This window comes from Xanthobacter sp. 91 (assembly GCF_000702385.1).
GTDB classification, from domain to species: Bacteria; Pseudomonadota; Alphaproteobacteria; order Rhizobiales; family Xanthobacteraceae; genus Xanthobacter; species Xanthobacter aminoxidans.
This window is the reverse complement of the sequence record NZ_JNIB01000001.1, coordinates 4536140-4550117: the sequence shown is the minus strand read 5'-3', so window position 1 is coordinate 4550117 and position 13978 is coordinate 4536140. Positions and strand designations below refer to the sequence as shown.

Genomic DNA, 13978 nt, shown 5'->3' with positions numbered 1-13978 from the left:
CCCATGCCCCAGACCATCACCCGCGGCTACAAGGCCCTCCTCGCCGAGGCGAATGCGAAGGTCGAGACGGTGACGCCGCAGGAGGCGCTGCGCCGCGCTGCCGAGGGCGCGCTGCTGGTGGACCTGCGCGACCCGCGCGAGCTGGAGCGCGAGGGCCGCTTGCCGGGCGCCTTCCATTGCCCGCGCGGAATGCTGGAATTCTGGATCGACCCGGAAAGCCCCTATTTCAAACCCGTGTTCGGCGAGGACCGGGCGTTCGTCTTCTTCTGCGCCGGCGGCTGGCGCTCCGCACTCTCGGCCGCAACGGCGCAGGACATGGGGCTGAAGCCGGTCGCCCATGTGGAAGGCGGCTTCAAGGCGTTGCGCGAGGCCGGTGCGCCGTTGGAGGCGCCGTCCGCCTACCCGACCGTCCTGTAGACCTCGTCCGCCCGCTTCTCGAAGGCATCGGCGAAGCGGCGGAAGGCGGCATCGAACATGGCGCCCATGAGCATGCCGAGCGTGCGCGAGCGGAATTCGTAGGAGATGAAGAACTTCACGTCGCACGCGCCATCGCCCTGGGGCACGAACTCCCAGCGGTTGTCGAGGCGGCTGAAGGGGCCGTCGAGATATTCCACGTGGATGACGAGGCGGGGCCGGTCCAGCGTCACGCGCGAGGTGAAGGTCTCGCGGATGAGCTTGTAGGCGACCGTCATGTCCGCCACGAGGATTTCCACGCCCTCGTCCGACTTGGTACGGCGCTTCACGCGGAGCGCCTGGCAGAGCGGCACGAACTTGGGATAGTGCTCCACGTCCGCCACCAGGTCGAACATGTCTGCGGCGGAATGCCTGACGCGCCGGCTGTTGGAGAAAGATGGCACGTCAGGCCCGTCCGAGCCGCGCCGCGCGGTTGGCGCGCAGCTTCTCGAAATCGTCGCCCGCGTGGTGGGACGAGCGGGTGAGCGGGCTCGCCGAGACCATCAGGAAGCCCTTGGCGTAGGCCACCGTTTCATAGGCCTTGAACTCGTCCGGCGTCACGAAGCGCTCCACCTTGTGGTGCTTGCGGGTGGGCTGGAGATACTGGCCGATGGTGATGAAATCCACATCCGCCGAGCGCAGGTCGTCCATGAGCTGGAGCACTTCCGGCCGCTCCTCGCCGAGGCCGACCATGATGCCGGACTTGGTGAAGATGGACGGGTCCAGCTCCTTCACCTTCTGCAGCAGGCGCAGGGAATGGAAATAGCGCGCGCCCGGACGAACGGAGAGGTAGCGCGAGGGCACCGTCTCCAGATTGTGGTTGAACACGTCCGGCCGCGCCGCGACCACCACCTCCAGCGCCCCGTCCTTGCGCAGGAAGTCGGGGGTGAGGATCTCGATGGTCGTCTTCGGGCTCGCCTTGCGGATGGCGGCGATGGTGCGGGCGAAATGCTCGGCACCGCCGTCGGCGAGGTCGTCGCGGTCCACCGAGGTGATGACGGCGTGGGAGAGGCCGAGCTTGGCGATGGAATCCGCCACCTTCTGCGGCTCGTCGCGGTCGAGGGCATCGGGCAGGCCGGTGCGCACGTTGCAGAAGGCGCAGGCGCGGGTGCAGGTGTCGCCCATGATCATGAAGGTGGCGTGCTTCTTTTCCCAGCACTCACCGATGTTGGGGCAGCCCGCCTCCTCGCACACGGTGACGAGGCCATGCTCCTTCACGATGCCGGCGGTCTTCGACCAGCCGGCCGAGCCCGGCGCCTTCACCCGGATCCACTCCGGCTTGCGCAGCACCTCGGTTTCCGGCCGATGCGCCTTCTCCGGATGGCGGGGCCGTTCCCGCGTGTCGATCACCGTGACCATGTGCGAACTTCCATACCCGGCAGGTCGCCATGACGGCGCCTGCGATCCTGCAACATAATATCCTGCGCGGCGCCCCGGAAGGGAGGCCGCCGCAGGGCCGGCATACCCCGGCGTGGGCCGTTCGTCAGCGCGACCTGATCGCCCGCCACACCCACAGCAGGATGATGGCGCCGCCGATGGCGGCAATCAGCGTGCGGAAGAAGCCGTGCACCGGCACGTTCAGCACGCCGGCCAGCTTGTCGCCGATGAAGGCGCCGGCCACGCCGACGAGGAGGTTCGTCAGCAGGCCGTGATTGCTGGCCGTCACCCGCTCCGCCACCCAGCCGGCGATGATGCCGATGATGATGAGCGAGAAGAAGCCGACACCCGGCTGGCTCAGGAACGCGTAGGTCTGCTGGTCCATGATGGCCCCCTTGGACACGCCCACAGAAGCGCGGGCGCGTCTGGATCATGCCGCCAACGGCTCCGCGTGGCGAGCGGTACCGCTCCGGTTCCCCGGACCAGCGACGGCGCAGCCGGAGCGCCGAGCCGGGGTCCAGCGCAAGACTCCCGCGCAGCGGACACAAGCGTGGGCGGCAGGAAAGAGCCGCCTTCGGCGAAGTCCTTGCGCTGGATCCCGGCTCTCGCTCCTCGGCACTCACGTGCCGTTGCGCTCGGCCGGGATACGCTCCCTCACACGTGGATCGCGCGCCCGTAGGCCGCCATGACGCTCTCGTGCATCATCTCGGACAGGGTCGGGTGCGGGAACACGGCGTGGATGAGGTCTTCCTCGGTGGTCTCGAGGTTCATGGCGATGACGAAGCCCTGGATCAGCTCGGTCACTTCCGCGCCCACCATGTGGGCGCCGAGCAGTTCGCCGGTCTTGGCATCGAAGATGGTCTTCACGAGGCCGTCCGGCTCGCCGAGGGCGATGGCCTTGCCGTTGCCGATGAAGGGGAAGCGGCCGACCTTGATCTCGCGGCCGGCCTCCTTGGCCTTCTTCTCGGTGAGACCCACGGAGGCGATCTGCGGCGTGCAATAGGTGCAGCCGGGGATCTTCAGCTTGTCCATGGGGTGCGTATGGAGACCCTTGATGGTCTCGACGCAGATCACGCCCTCATGCTCGGCCTTGTGCGCCAGCATGGGCGGGCCGGCGATGTCGCCGATGGCATAGACGCCGGGCACGCTGGTGCGGCCATAGCCGTCGGCGACGATGATGCCGCGCTCGATCTTCACGCCGATGGCCTCCAGTCCGAGGCCCTCCACATTGCCCACCACGCCTACGGCCGAGATCATCCGGTCCACGGTGATGTCGTGCTTGGCGCCCTTGGAATCCTCCACATGGGCGGTGAGGCTGTCCGCGTGCTTGGTCACGCCCGTGACCTTGGCGCCGGACATGATCTTCATGCCCAGCTTCTCGAAGCGCTTGCGGGCGATGGCAGCGATTTCCTCGTCCTCGACGGGCAGGATCTGCGGCAGCACCTCCACCACGGTCACGTCCACGCCCATGGTGCGGTAGAAGGAGGCGAACTCGATGCCGATGGCGCCGGAGCCCATGACCAGCAGGCTCTTGGGCATCTTCTCGGGCACCATGGCCTCGAAATAGGTCCAGATCAGCTTCTTGTCGGGCTCAAGGCCCGGCAGGGCGCGCGGGCGGGCGCCGGTGGCGACGATGATGTGCTTGGCGGTGTAGTCGCCGCCGCCCTTGGCGTTCTTGGGCGGGTTCGGGCTGGCCTCGACCTTGAGCTTGCCGGGGGCGGTGAAGGTGGCCTTGCCCCAGATCACGTCCACCTTGTTCTTGTTGAGCAGGAAGCCGACGCCCGTGGCGAGCTGGGAGGAGACGCCGCGCGAGCGCTTCACCACGGCCGCCGCATCGAAGCCGATCTTCTCGGCGGAGAGGCCGTAGTCCTTGGCGTGCTCCATGTAGTGGTAGATCTCGGCGGACCGCAGCAGCGCCTTGGTGGGGATGCAGCCCCAGTTCAGGCAGATGCCGCCGAGGTGGCTCTTCTCCACCACCGCGGTCTTGAAGCCGAGCTGCGCCGCGCGGATGGCGGCCACATAGCCGCCCGGCCCGCCGCCGATGACGATGATGTCGTAGGTATCAGCCATGGAAGGTCTCCTCGCCGCGCGCTGTTGCGGCGGGCTCTGGTCGTGATGGGGATCGGGGCGTCCCGAGGCGGCCGCCGGCGTGGGCTTCGGCGAGGCGCAAAAGCGCCTCCTCGAACAGGGAAAGGTCGCGGAAGGGGTCCTCGGCCGGGGCGTCGGCCTGGATCACCGGCAGGCAGCAGGCATGGAGCGCCTCGGCCAGCATGAGATTGTCGAAATGGCCGAAGTCCTCCACATGGAGGCCATCCGCCATCAGGCTGTCCGGCCCCTCCAGCGCGGCGCCGATGGTGGCGCGGGCGCGGTGCTTCAGCTCGCCGGGATGATTGGAATAGGCCGCCACCGGCTTGCCGAGGGCGAAGGCGAAACCCACCTCGAATGCGGTGCCGGGATCGGCACTGATGCCGCGAAAGGGCGTGAGGTTGGCGAGCACCGCGTCGGCGGTCCGCATCATGTTCACATTGGCGCAGAAGATCGCGGTGGCGGAAATTCCGCCCGCCGCATCAAGGGCGATCTCGCCATCGAGGGGAAACAGGCCCGTGAACCCGTGGCGGGCGCACAGCTCCACCTTGCGCCGGCCGATCTCGCGCGCATCGTCGAGGAACACCTCCGGGCCGGCGAGATAGAGCTTCATCGGGTGGGCTTGTCCTTCCGTTCCCCGTTCGATCCCTCCCCCGCAAGCGGGAGAGGGGTCAGGCTGCACCGGGGCGGGAACCCTGCCCCCTCAGCCCCTCACTTGGTCAGGATGGCGAAAAGCTCATCCTTGAGGCGCATGCGCTCGCGGCGCATGGCTTCCATCTCCTCGTCGCCCGTGGGCTCCACGTCGGTCTCGGCCCGGTGCACCTGACGGTTCACCTCGTGATAGGCCTCGTGGAGCTTGGCGAAATGAGCATCGGAGAGCTTCAGCGCCTGGATCTTCTCGGCATATTCCGGGAAGTCGGCGGCGAGCTCGTGGGGCGTGTGGCTCATTGTTGTTCCTTTCTGGGGTCGAACGGCGCCGGGCGCCGCTGCCCCGCAGCTACACTGCTCCGCTGCGGCAGGATTTGATCTGCCGCAGCCCGGTCCGGCCGGCGGAGGCGCAGGCCTCGCGCCAGCGAAGTCGCGTCAGCTGCGACCTCAGACCAGCATCGCCATGGGCTTCTCGATGAAGCCCTTGAACGCGCTGAGGAGTTCGGCGCCAAGCGCGCCGTCCATCACCCGGTGGTCGCAGGTCATGGTGACGGTCATCTGGGTGACGATCTTCACCTCGCCGCCCTTCACCACGGCCCGCTGCTCCGAGGCACCCACCGCGAGGATGGAGGACTGCGGCGCGTTGATGATGGCGGTGAAGTTGCGCATCCCCATCATGCCGAGGTTCGACACGGAGGTGGAGCCGCCGGAATATTCCTCCGGCTTCAGCTTCTTGGTGCGGGCGCGGGCGGCCAGATCCCGCATCTCGTTGGAGATGGTGGAAAGGGTCTTCTGCTCGGCCTTCTTTACGATGGGGGCATAGAGGCCGCCGTCGATGGCGACCGCAACGCCCACGTCCGAGTGCTTCATGCGCAGGATGCGATCCTCGGCCCACACGGCATTGGCCGCCGGCACCTTCTGGAGCGCCAGCGCCAGCGCCTTGATGATGAAGTCGTTGACCGAGACGCGGTAGGACGGCTTGCCGTCCTTGTCCTTCGACGCATTGGAATTGACCTGCTCGCGCAGGGCCATGAGGTCGTCGAGGTCGCAATCCACCGTCAGGTAGAAGTGCGGGGTGAGCTGCTCGCTCTCCACCAGACGGCGCGCGATGGTCTTGCGCATGCCGTCGAGCTGCACTTCCTCGTAGGTGCCGGCCTCGAACATGGCCTTCACCTGATCCGCGGTGGGACCTGTGAGAGCAGCCGTCGCCTTGGGCGCGGGAGCCGCAGCCGCAGGGGCCGCAGCAGCCGCAGCCGGGGCGGGCGCCGCGGCCGGCTTCGCGCCGGGCTGTGCACCTTCCAGGTCGCGGGCGACGATGCGGCCATGCGGGCCGGAGCCCGACAGGCTGCCAAGGTCGATGCCCTTGTCCTTGGCGATCCGGCGGGCGAGCGGCGAGGCGAACACACGACCGCCCTGCCCGTTCGACGCCGGGGCCGACGCAGCCGCCACAGGAGCGGGCGCGGCCGCAGGCGCCGGGCTCGCGGCAGGCGCAGCAGCGGCAGGCGCGGGAGCCGCGGCGGGGGCCGGGGCGGCAGCGCCCTTGCCGGCGGCAGCGGTCGCCACGTCCTCACCCTCGCCGGCGAGGATGGCGATGAGCTGGTTCACCGGCACGTCCTGCGCGCCTTCCGGCACCAGGATCTTGGCAAGCACACCCTCGTCGATGGACTCGACTTCCATGGTGGCCTTGTCGGTCTCGATCTCGGCCAGCACGTCGCCGGACTTGACCGTGTCGCCTTCCTTCTTGAGCCACTTGGCGAGGTTGCCCTTCTCCATGGTGGGAGACAGGGCCGGCATCAGGATTTCGATGGGCATCTTCTTGGCCTTTCGAAAAGACAAAAACCCTCAGCGACGCCGGACGAAGGCGAGCATCTGCTGCTGGCGGGGATGGGACCAGTCGCCGATGATCTTCATCTCCCAATTGGGATCGCCGGCGAGCGCCGTGGAAAGCTGTGCCTGGGTATAGTGGTACGGGTCCTTGTCCGGGAACGTCACCACCCCACCCTTGCCCTGCTTTACCTGCTGCCCGAACTTGCCGTCGGGCACGAGGAAGCAGGTCACGAAGAAGATACCTCCGGGCACGAAATGGGGGGCGATCCGGGCGAGGCAGTCGACCAGATACGGCATCGGCAGGTGACTGAAGACTGACTGGGCGATACCCATGTCAAACTGCACACCGAACCCACCGATATCGAAGCTGTCAGACACACTCAGGTTGTCGCGCGGCAGCTTGGCGTCGAGCCCGGCCGGGACGATCTCCTGGGCGTAGCCCGCCTCCAGCAGGTCGCCGCTGAGGTCGATCCCGTAATACCGGTCGGCATCGAGATAAGCGACGAACTTGACCCCGCCGCGCAGGCTGCCGCAGCCGATGTCCACCAGCCGGTGGTGCGGCTTAAGCCCCTGCTTCACAAGGAAATCCCGCTGCAGCCGGCCGACCTCTTCCCAGAGGCCGCCGATGACTTCGCGGTGCTGTCCCTGCTGCACGTGGCGCGCCACGTGATCGAGATCGTAATAGGTGGTCGGAGCGGTCTCCGACCTCTTTCCGGCGGTCATTTGTAGGTCACCGCCTTGACCGCCTCGATCACCTCCGCAACCGACGGCAGCGCCAGCTTTTCGAGGTTCGCGGCATACGGCATCGGCACGTCCTTGCCGGTGACGCGTAGGACCGGAGCGTCAAGGAAATCAAAGGCCTTGTCCATGAGCTGGGCTGCGATCTCGGCGCCGATGCCGGACTGCGGCCAGCCCTCTTCCACCGTGACGCAGCGGCCGGTCTTCTTCACCGAGGCGACGATGGCATCCACGTCCATGGGGCGGATGGTGCGCAGGTCGATGACCTCGGCGTCGATGCCCTGCTTCGCCAGTTCCTCTGCCGCCTTAAGGGCATAGGTCATGCCGATGGAGAAGGAGACGATCGTCACATCCTTGCCCGACCGCGCGATCCGCGCCTTGCCGATGGGCAGGACGTAATCGTCGAGCTTCGGCACCTCGAACGAGTGGCCGTAAAGGATCTCGTTCTCAAGGAAAATGATGGGGTTGGGGTCGCGGATGGCGGCCTTCAGCAGGCCCTTGGCATCGGCGGCCGAATAGGGCGCGATCACCTTCAGGCCGGGCACGTTGGAGTACCAGGCGGTGTAATCCTGGCTGTGCTGGGCGGCGACGCGGGCAGCGGCGCCGTTGGGGCCGCGGAACACGATGGAGCAGTGGACCTGACCGCCGGACATGTAGAGCGTCTTGGCGGCGGAGTTGATGATCTGGTCGATCGCCTGCATGGCGAAGTTGAAGGTCATGAACTCCACGATGGGCTTCAGTCCCGCCATGGCCGCGCCGACGCCGACACCGGCAAAGCCGTGCTCGGTGATCGGAGTATCGATCACGCGGCGGGCGCCGAATTCCTGCAGCAGGCCCTGGGTGATCTTATAGGCACCCTGATACTCAGCCACTTCCTCGCCCATGACGAAGACATCGCCGTCGCGGCGCATCTCCTCGGCCATGGCGTCACGCAGGGCCTCGCGGACCGTCTGGGTCACGAACTCGGTGCCGGCCGGCACTTCCGGATCGGGCTGCACGGTCACCTGCGGCGGAGCCGCGACAGCCGAAGGGGCCGGAGAGACGGGCGCCGCAGCGACCGGAGGCGGTGCGCTCTCGGCGGCCTTGGCGGCGGGAGCGGGGGCGGCGCTCGCGTCCTCGCCTTCGGCCAGGATGGTCGCGATGGGCGTGTTCACCGCCACGTCCTGCGCGCCTTCCGGCACCAGGATCTTGCCGAGGATGCCCTCGTCGACGGCCTCCACCTCCATGGTGGCCTTGTCGGTCTCGATCTCGGCGAGCACGTCGCCGGACTTGACCGTGTCACCTTCCTTTTTCACCCACTTGGTGAGGTTGCCCTTCTCCATGGTGGGAGACAGGGCCGGCATGAGGACTTCGATGGCCATGGCTGTCAGCTCTTGCTCGGCGCGGGAGCGGGGACGGACGGCGTGGCGCCGGCCGGGGCCGCGTGATCGCGCTTGAAGGTGAGGTTGGTGTAGGCGGAGATGGCCGCGATCGCGATGGTCACGGAAACGAAGAAGGCGATGGCCGCCTTGCCGGAGCGCACCCGGTCCGCATCCTCGGCGGCGCCGGAGCGGCCGACTGCGAAGGGCCAGAGCGCCAGCAGAAGGTAGCTCCCGGTGCCGACGGGGCGCCCCGCCGCCCGCTCGGCGGCGAGGGCGGAGCGGCCGCCGCGCACGGCGACGACCCAGGCGCCGATGGCGGCCAGCAGCGCCGCCCCGGCGATCACATGGAAGAGTTCGGCCACGAGCCGGGCCTCAGCGCAGGATGTCCGTGTAGAGCTCGGCGACATCGGGCTCCGGATCGCTGCTGGCGAAGTCGGCAGCCGCGTTGACGATCTCGCGGACGTCGGCATCGATCTTCTTGAGATCGTCTTCGGTCACCTTGTGGCCGTCGAGGAGACGGGTGCGCACCTGCTCGATGGGATCGTGCTCGGTCCGCATCTTCTGCACCTCCTCCTTGGACCGGTACTTTGCCGGGTCCGACATGGAGTGGCCGCGATAGCGGTAGGTCTGCATCTCGAGGATGTAGGGGCCGTTGCCCTCACGGGCGAAGGCGAGGGCCCGTTCGCCAGCAGCCTTCACCGCCTGCACGTCCATGCCATCCACCTGCTCGCCGGGGATGTTGAAGGAGGTGCCGCGCTTGGAGAAGTCCTGCTGGGCGGAGGCGCGGGAGACCGCGGTGCCCATGGCGTACTTGTTGTTCTCGATTACGTACACGACCGGCAGCTTCCACAGCTCGGCCATGTTGAAGCTCTCGTAGACCTGGCCCTGGTTGGCCGCGCCGTCGCCGAAATAGGTGACGGAGACGTTGCCGTTCTCCCGGTAGCGGTCGGCGAAGGCGAGGCCGGTACCCAGCGACACCTGCGCGCCGACGATGCCGTGGCCACCGAAGAACTGCTTCTCGATGCTGAACATGTGCATCGAGCCGCCCTTGCCCTTGGACAGGCCGCCGCGGCGGCCGGTCAGCTCGGCCATGACGCCCCTGGCATCCATGCCGGTGGACAGCATGTGGCCGTGGTCACGGTAGCCGGTGATGACCTGATCGCCCGGTTTCATCGCCATCTGCATGCCGACGACGACGGCTTCCTGGCCGATATAGAGGTGGCAGAAGCCGCCGATGAGGCCCATGCCGTACATCTGGCCGGCCTTCTCCTCGAAGCGGCGGATGAGCAGCATCTCGCGATAGGCTTCGAGGTCCTGATCCTTGGTGAAGGGTACCGGGCCGGACGGCACGGCGGTCCGGGGGGAAGTCTTCTTGGCGGCCATCGGCATCCTCAGGAAGCTCTGGAACTGCGCCTCTCTAACGCACAGCCGAGCCACCTGAAAGCGGGAAATTTTCGATGCTGCAACGCAACACGTTGCAAACTCTTATGGATCAAGGGTTGAACTTGAATATGGTTCAAATGCCTCATGAACCAGTTTATAGTTCATTTGGTGCGAAGCAGCACAAGATCTTTGGTATTTATGAAGTTCAACTGCCGCCGCGCCTCCTCGTCCAGCAGGTCCGGATCGAGCTGGCTGGGGGCGAGAAGGGACACCTTGTTCTCTATCGCCTGCCGCTGCGCCTTGAGGCCGGCGAGCTCGGATTCGAGTGCCTTGGTTTCCTGCTCGTAGTTGCGACGCGCGAGGAGCCCGTGGTCGCCGATATAGGCATGATAGGCGAAGTATCCGATAAGCGCCGCAGCCCCCACGTGGAGAGCGAGCGTCGCAAGGATGGTCTGGAGGCGCGAGCGGCTTTGCATGGGCGCATCCTGCCGATTTTAGGTTTCCGCCCTGTTAAGGCTGGCGTGCCGGAGCGCCGGAGTTGCGCCCGGAGCCGTCCGCGCCTCAACTGGGGGAAGGAAACGCCACACGGGAGCGGACATCGTTGGAGTGGACGGACGAGGGTATCGTGCTTGGGGTCAGGCGGCACGGCGAAGGCAATGCCATCGTCGAGTTGCTGACGCGCCATCGCGGCCGTCATCTCGGCATGGTGCGGGGTGGTGGATCGCGCCGGCTTGCACCCGTCCTCCAGCCCGGCAATTCGGTCAGCGCCACATGGCGTGCCCGACTGGATGAGCACATGGGCAATTATGCTCTGGAGGCCTCAGTCGTCCGCGCCGGGATGCTGATGGAGGCGCCCCATGCGGCCTTCGGGTTCACCCACATGGCGCAATTGCTTCACCTGCTGCCGGAGAGAGATCCCCACGAGGAGCTTTTCCTCACTCTCGGGGCCATTCTCGATGCGTTCAGCGAGGCAGACACGGCCGGTATGCTGGTGGCGCGGTTTGAGCTGGCCATGCTGTCGGAGCTGGGATTCGGATTGGAATTGGAGACGTGCGCGGCAACCGGCCAGCGCGACGATCTCATCTATGTCTCGCCGAAGAGCGGGCGGGCGGTTTGCCGCGAAGCCGGGGCGCCCTACAAGGATCGCCTCTTTCCCCTGCCGCCCTTTCTCCGGACCGGCACACCACCCGCCAGCGAGGACGTAGAATCGGCGCTGGCGATCACCGGCCATTTCCTGCTGGTGCGGGCTTTGGAGCCACGCGGGCTCGGCTTTTCCGAAGCCCGCGCGGCGTTCCTGGCATCGTGGCGGCGAAGCGCCGATCACCAGCGGTAGTAACGGGGCGCCACCCAGACGTTGCGGCAGCGCGTCACCCAATGGGGGCGGCCATTCCACCAGCGGCGCACCTGCCAGCAGCGCCGGACCCAGCGCACATCCTCGACCTTCGCCTGTTCATGGGCGGCGCCGGCAAAACTTCCCGCGCTACCGGCAAGTGATCCGGCCGATGCAGAAGGGGCCGTACCAAGAAGCGCCAACGCAACGACTCCCCCCGCCGCAAGAGTTGCAATCTTCATGGACCTTCTCCTCTTGACGCGAACGTAGAGAAATGTTCGCGGATCGATGCTGAAACGTCGCAGGGGCGGGATTTTGTTCCGGGAGTGACATCTTAAGCGCGTGCTTTGCCGCAGATTATGGCCTTCTCCGGTACATGCGTGCCGTATTACGCAGCAGCACGCCCCAGACTTGACGATCCATTCAGTCTTGCGGCGAGATCGCGGCTTGCGCGGCTGCGGATCGCAGGGGACCGGACGCGGCCGGGCCGGTGGCGCGGGCTTGTCGCGCGCCTGCGCGCGAGGTACTGCGGGGCATGGCCACCCGCACACTTCCGCCCGGCGACGGGAACATCGAGAAAGTTACGCTGAAGGAGGCGCTGGAAGAGCGCTACCTCGCGTACGCCCTCTCGACCATCATGCACCGCGCGCTGCCCGACGCGCGCGACGGACTGAAGCCTGTCCACCGGCGCATCCTCCACGCCATGCGACAGTTGCGGCTGGATCCCGGGCAGGGCTTCAAGAAGTCCGCCCGCGTGGTCGGCGACGTCATCGGCAAGTTCCACCCGCACGGCGACCAGTCGGTCTATGACGCGCTGGTGCGCCTCGCCCAGGACTTCGCCCAGCGGTATCCGCTGGTGGATGGCCAGGGCAATTTCGGCAATGTGGACGGCGATAACGCCGCCGCCATGCGATACACCGAGGCCCGCCTCACCGAGACCGCCCGGCTGCTGCTGGATGGCATCGACGAGGACGCGGTGGATTTCCGCCCGACCTATGACGGGTCGGAGGAAGAGCCGGCAGTCCTGCCCGCCGCCTTCCCGAACCTACTGGCGAACGGCTCGCAAGGCATCGCCGTGGGCATGGCCACCTCCATCCCGCCCCACAATGCGGCGGAGTTGCTGGATGCCGCGCTCCACCTCATCGACCATCCGGACGCGCTCGCGTTCGACCTGCTGAAGTTCGTGCCCGGCCCGGACTTCCCCACCGGCGGCGTGCTGGTGGAGGACCCGGTCGGCGTGGCGGAGGCCTATGCGACCGGCCGCGGCTCGTTCCGGGTCCGCGCGCGCTGGGAGAAGGAGGACACCGGCCGCGGCGGCTATGTGGTGGTGGTGACGGAGATCCCCTACGGCGTCGCCAAATCCCGTCTCGTGGAGAAGATCGCCGAGCTGCTCACCGACAAAAAGCTGCCGCTGCTCGCCGACGTTCGTGACGAGAGCGCCGAGGACATCCGCCTGGTGCTGGAGCCGCGCACCCGCACCGTGGATGCCGAGGTGCTCATGGAGAGCCTCTTCAAGCTCACCGAGCTTGAGGCGCGCATTCCGCTCAACATGAACGTACTGGTCAAGGGCCAGATCCCCAAGGTGCTGTCGCTGGCGGAGGCGCTGCGCGAGTGGCTGGACCACCGCCGCGACGTGCTGCTCCGCCGCTCGCGCTACCGGCTCGACCAGATTGCCCACCGGCTTGAGGTGCTGGGCGGCTACCTCATCGCCTATCTCAACCTCGACGAGGTGATCCGCATCATCCGCGAGGAGGACGAGCCGAAGGTCTCGCTGATGCAGACCTTCGAGCTGACGGACGTTCAGGCGGAAGCCATCCTCAACATGCGGCTGCGCTCCTTGCGCCGCCTGGAAGAGATGGAAATCCGCAAGGAGCACGACGTCCTTTCCAAGGAGCAGGACGGGCTCAACCGCCTCGTCGCCTCCGAGACGGCCCAGTGGAAGGCGATTTCCAAGGAAATCCGCGAGACCCGCAAGACCTACGGCCCCGAGACCGAACTGGGCCGGCGCCGCACCACCTTTGCCGCCGCGCCGACCGTGCACGAGGACGCCTTCACCGAGGCGCTGGTGGAGCGTGAGCCGATCACCGTCGTCGTCTCCGCCAAGGGCTGGATCCGCGCGCTGAAGGGCCATGTGGCTGACGTCTCGAACCTGCAGTTCAAGGGCGACGACAGCCACGGCCACGCCTTCTTCGCGGAGACCACCTCCAAGGTCATGGTGTTCGCCTCCAACGGCCGGTTCTACACGCTGGATGCCTCCAAGCTCCCCGGCGGGCGCGGCCATGGAGAGCCGGTGCGCCTGATGATCGATCTTGAGCAGGAGGCGGAGATCGTCTCCGTCTTCGCCTATCAGGCCGGGCGGAAGCTGCTGGTGGCGTCGAAGCAGGGCCGCGGCTTCGTGGTGCCGGAGGACGATTGCCTCGCCAATACCCGCAAGGGCAAGCAGGTGCTCGTCACCGACCCGCCGGACGCCGCGCTGGCGGTGCGCTTCGTCGATGGCGACTGGGTCGCGGTGATCGGCGAGAACCGCAAGATGCTGGTCTTCCCGCTGAACCAGATTCCCGAGATGTCGCGCGGCCGCGGCGTGCGCCTGCAACGCTACAAGGACGGCGGCCTCAGCGACCTCAAGGTGTTCCCCATGGCCACCGGCCTGACCTGGGAGGACACCTCCGGGCGGACCTGGACGGTCACCGATCTCATCGAGTGGCAGGGCGAGCGCGCTTCGGCGGGCCGCCTGCCGCCCAAGGGGTTCCCCCGCACCAACACGTTCGGCTGAGGC

At 67.0% G+C, this 13978-nt stretch carries 16 protein-coding genes; 3 read left to right on the top strand and 13 right to left on the bottom strand.

Annotation, left to right across the window (positions count from 1 at the left end; genetic code table 11):
* The first annotated feature begins 3 nt into the window (after window positions 1-3).
* Entirely contained in the window at window positions 4-417 is a 414-nt protein-coding gene (locus tag A37E_RS0121260) for a rhodanese-like domain-containing protein (RefSeq protein ID WP_029558466.1), read from the top strand.
* Here A37E_RS0121260 and A37E_RS0121255 read toward each other — a convergent pair.
* The 12 genes from A37E_RS0121255 to A37E_RS0121200 all read right to left on the bottom strand — a co-directional run bounded on the left by A37E_RS0121255 (window position 399) and on the right by A37E_RS0121200 (window position 10348).
* Window positions 399-857 (bottom strand): type II toxin-antitoxin system RatA family toxin, encoded by a 459-nt coding sequence (locus tag A37E_RS0121255; protein WP_029558465.1) that lies wholly within the window; start codon window positions 855-857, stop codon window positions 399-401. The genes A37E_RS0121260 and A37E_RS0121255 overlap by 19 nt on opposite strands.
* Before the next feature lies 1 nt (window position 858).
* Complete coding sequence (lipA, locus tag A37E_RS0121250; protein ID WP_024279093.1) at window positions 859-1812, bottom strand: lipoyl synthase; 954 nt, start codon at window positions 1810-1812, stop codon at window positions 859-861.
* A 124-nt stretch (window positions 1813-1936) separates the two neighbouring features.
* Window positions 1937-2215, bottom strand: coding sequence for a GlsB/YeaQ/YmgE family stress response membrane protein (locus A37E_RS0121245; RefSeq protein WP_029558464.1), 279 nt, complete (start codon window positions 2213-2215; stop codon window positions 1937-1939).
* Window positions 2216-2484: 269 nt separating this feature from the next.
* Window positions 2485-3900, bottom strand: a complete 1416-nt coding sequence (lpdA, locus tag A37E_RS0121240) for a dihydrolipoyl dehydrogenase (protein ID WP_024279095.1) — start codon at window positions 3898-3900, stop codon at window positions 2485-2487.
* Window positions 3893-4528 (bottom strand): nucleoside 2-deoxyribosyltransferase, encoded by a 636-nt coding sequence (locus A37E_RS0121235; RefSeq protein WP_081837711.1) that lies wholly within the window; start codon window positions 4526-4528, stop codon window positions 3893-3895. The genes lpdA and A37E_RS0121235 overlap by 8 nt, the downstream gene beginning before the upstream one ends.
* A gap of 98 nt (window positions 4529-4626) precedes the next feature.
* Window positions 4627-4863, bottom strand: a complete 237-nt coding sequence (locus tag A37E_RS0121230; RefSeq protein ID WP_024279097.1) for a DUF465 domain-containing protein — start codon at window positions 4861-4863, stop codon at window positions 4627-4629.
* A gap of 147 nt (window positions 4864-5010) precedes the next feature.
* Window positions 5011-6375 (bottom strand): pyruvate dehydrogenase complex dihydrolipoamide acetyltransferase, encoded by a 1365-nt coding sequence (locus A37E_RS0121225; protein ID WP_029558462.1) that lies wholly within the window; start codon window positions 6373-6375, stop codon window positions 5011-5013.
* A gap of 30 nt (window positions 6376-6405) precedes the next feature.
* Complete coding sequence (locus tag A37E_RS26145) at window positions 6406-7113, bottom strand: class I SAM-dependent methyltransferase (protein WP_051679235.1); 708 nt, start codon at window positions 7111-7113, stop codon at window positions 6406-6408.
* Window positions 7110-8489, bottom strand: coding sequence for a pyruvate dehydrogenase complex E1 component subunit beta (locus tag A37E_RS0121215; protein WP_029558460.1), 1380 nt, complete (start codon window positions 8487-8489; stop codon window positions 7110-7112). The genes A37E_RS26145 and A37E_RS0121215 overlap by 4 nt, the downstream gene beginning before the upstream one ends.
* A 5-nt stretch (window positions 8490-8494) precedes the next feature.
* Entirely contained in the window at window positions 8495-8851 is a 357-nt protein-coding gene (locus tag A37E_RS0121210; protein ID WP_024279101.1) for a hypothetical protein, read from the bottom strand.
* A 10-nt stretch (window positions 8852-8861) separates the two neighbouring features.
* A complete protein-coding gene (gene pdhA / locus A37E_RS0121205; protein ID WP_024279102.1) occupies window positions 8862-9872 on the bottom strand; it encodes a pyruvate dehydrogenase (acetyl-transferring) E1 component subunit alpha in 1011 nt (336 codons plus the stop codon).
* Window positions 9873-10033: 161 nt separating this feature from the next.
* Window positions 10034-10348: a septum formation initiator family protein gene (locus A37E_RS0121200; protein ID WP_029558459.1), complete on the bottom strand. Its 315-nt coding sequence runs from the start codon at window positions 10346-10348 to the stop codon at window positions 10034-10036.
* Between the two features lie 125 nt (window positions 10349-10473).
* On the opposite strand from A37E_RS0121200, the gene recO reads away from it, so the two are divergent.
* On the top strand, window positions 10474-11205 hold the full coding sequence (recO, locus tag A37E_RS0121195) for a DNA repair protein RecO (protein WP_029558458.1): 732 nt from the start codon (window positions 10474-10476) through the stop codon (window positions 11203-11205).
* Here recO and A37E_RS27085 read toward each other — a convergent pair.
* Entirely contained in the window at window positions 11193-11444 is a 252-nt protein-coding gene (locus A37E_RS27085) for a hypothetical protein (RefSeq protein ID WP_156026397.1), read from the bottom strand. The two genes, recO and A37E_RS27085, sit on opposite strands and share 13 nt — an antisense overlap.
* Before the next feature lie 293 nt (window positions 11445-11737).
* Here A37E_RS27085 and parC point away from each other — a divergent pair, with 293 nt between their 5' ends.
* Window positions 11738-13975: a DNA topoisomerase IV subunit A gene (parC, locus tag A37E_RS0121185; RefSeq protein ID WP_029558457.1), complete on the top strand. Its 2238-nt coding sequence runs from the start codon at window positions 11738-11740 to the stop codon at window positions 13973-13975.
* Window positions 13976-13978: the final 3 nt, after the last annotated feature.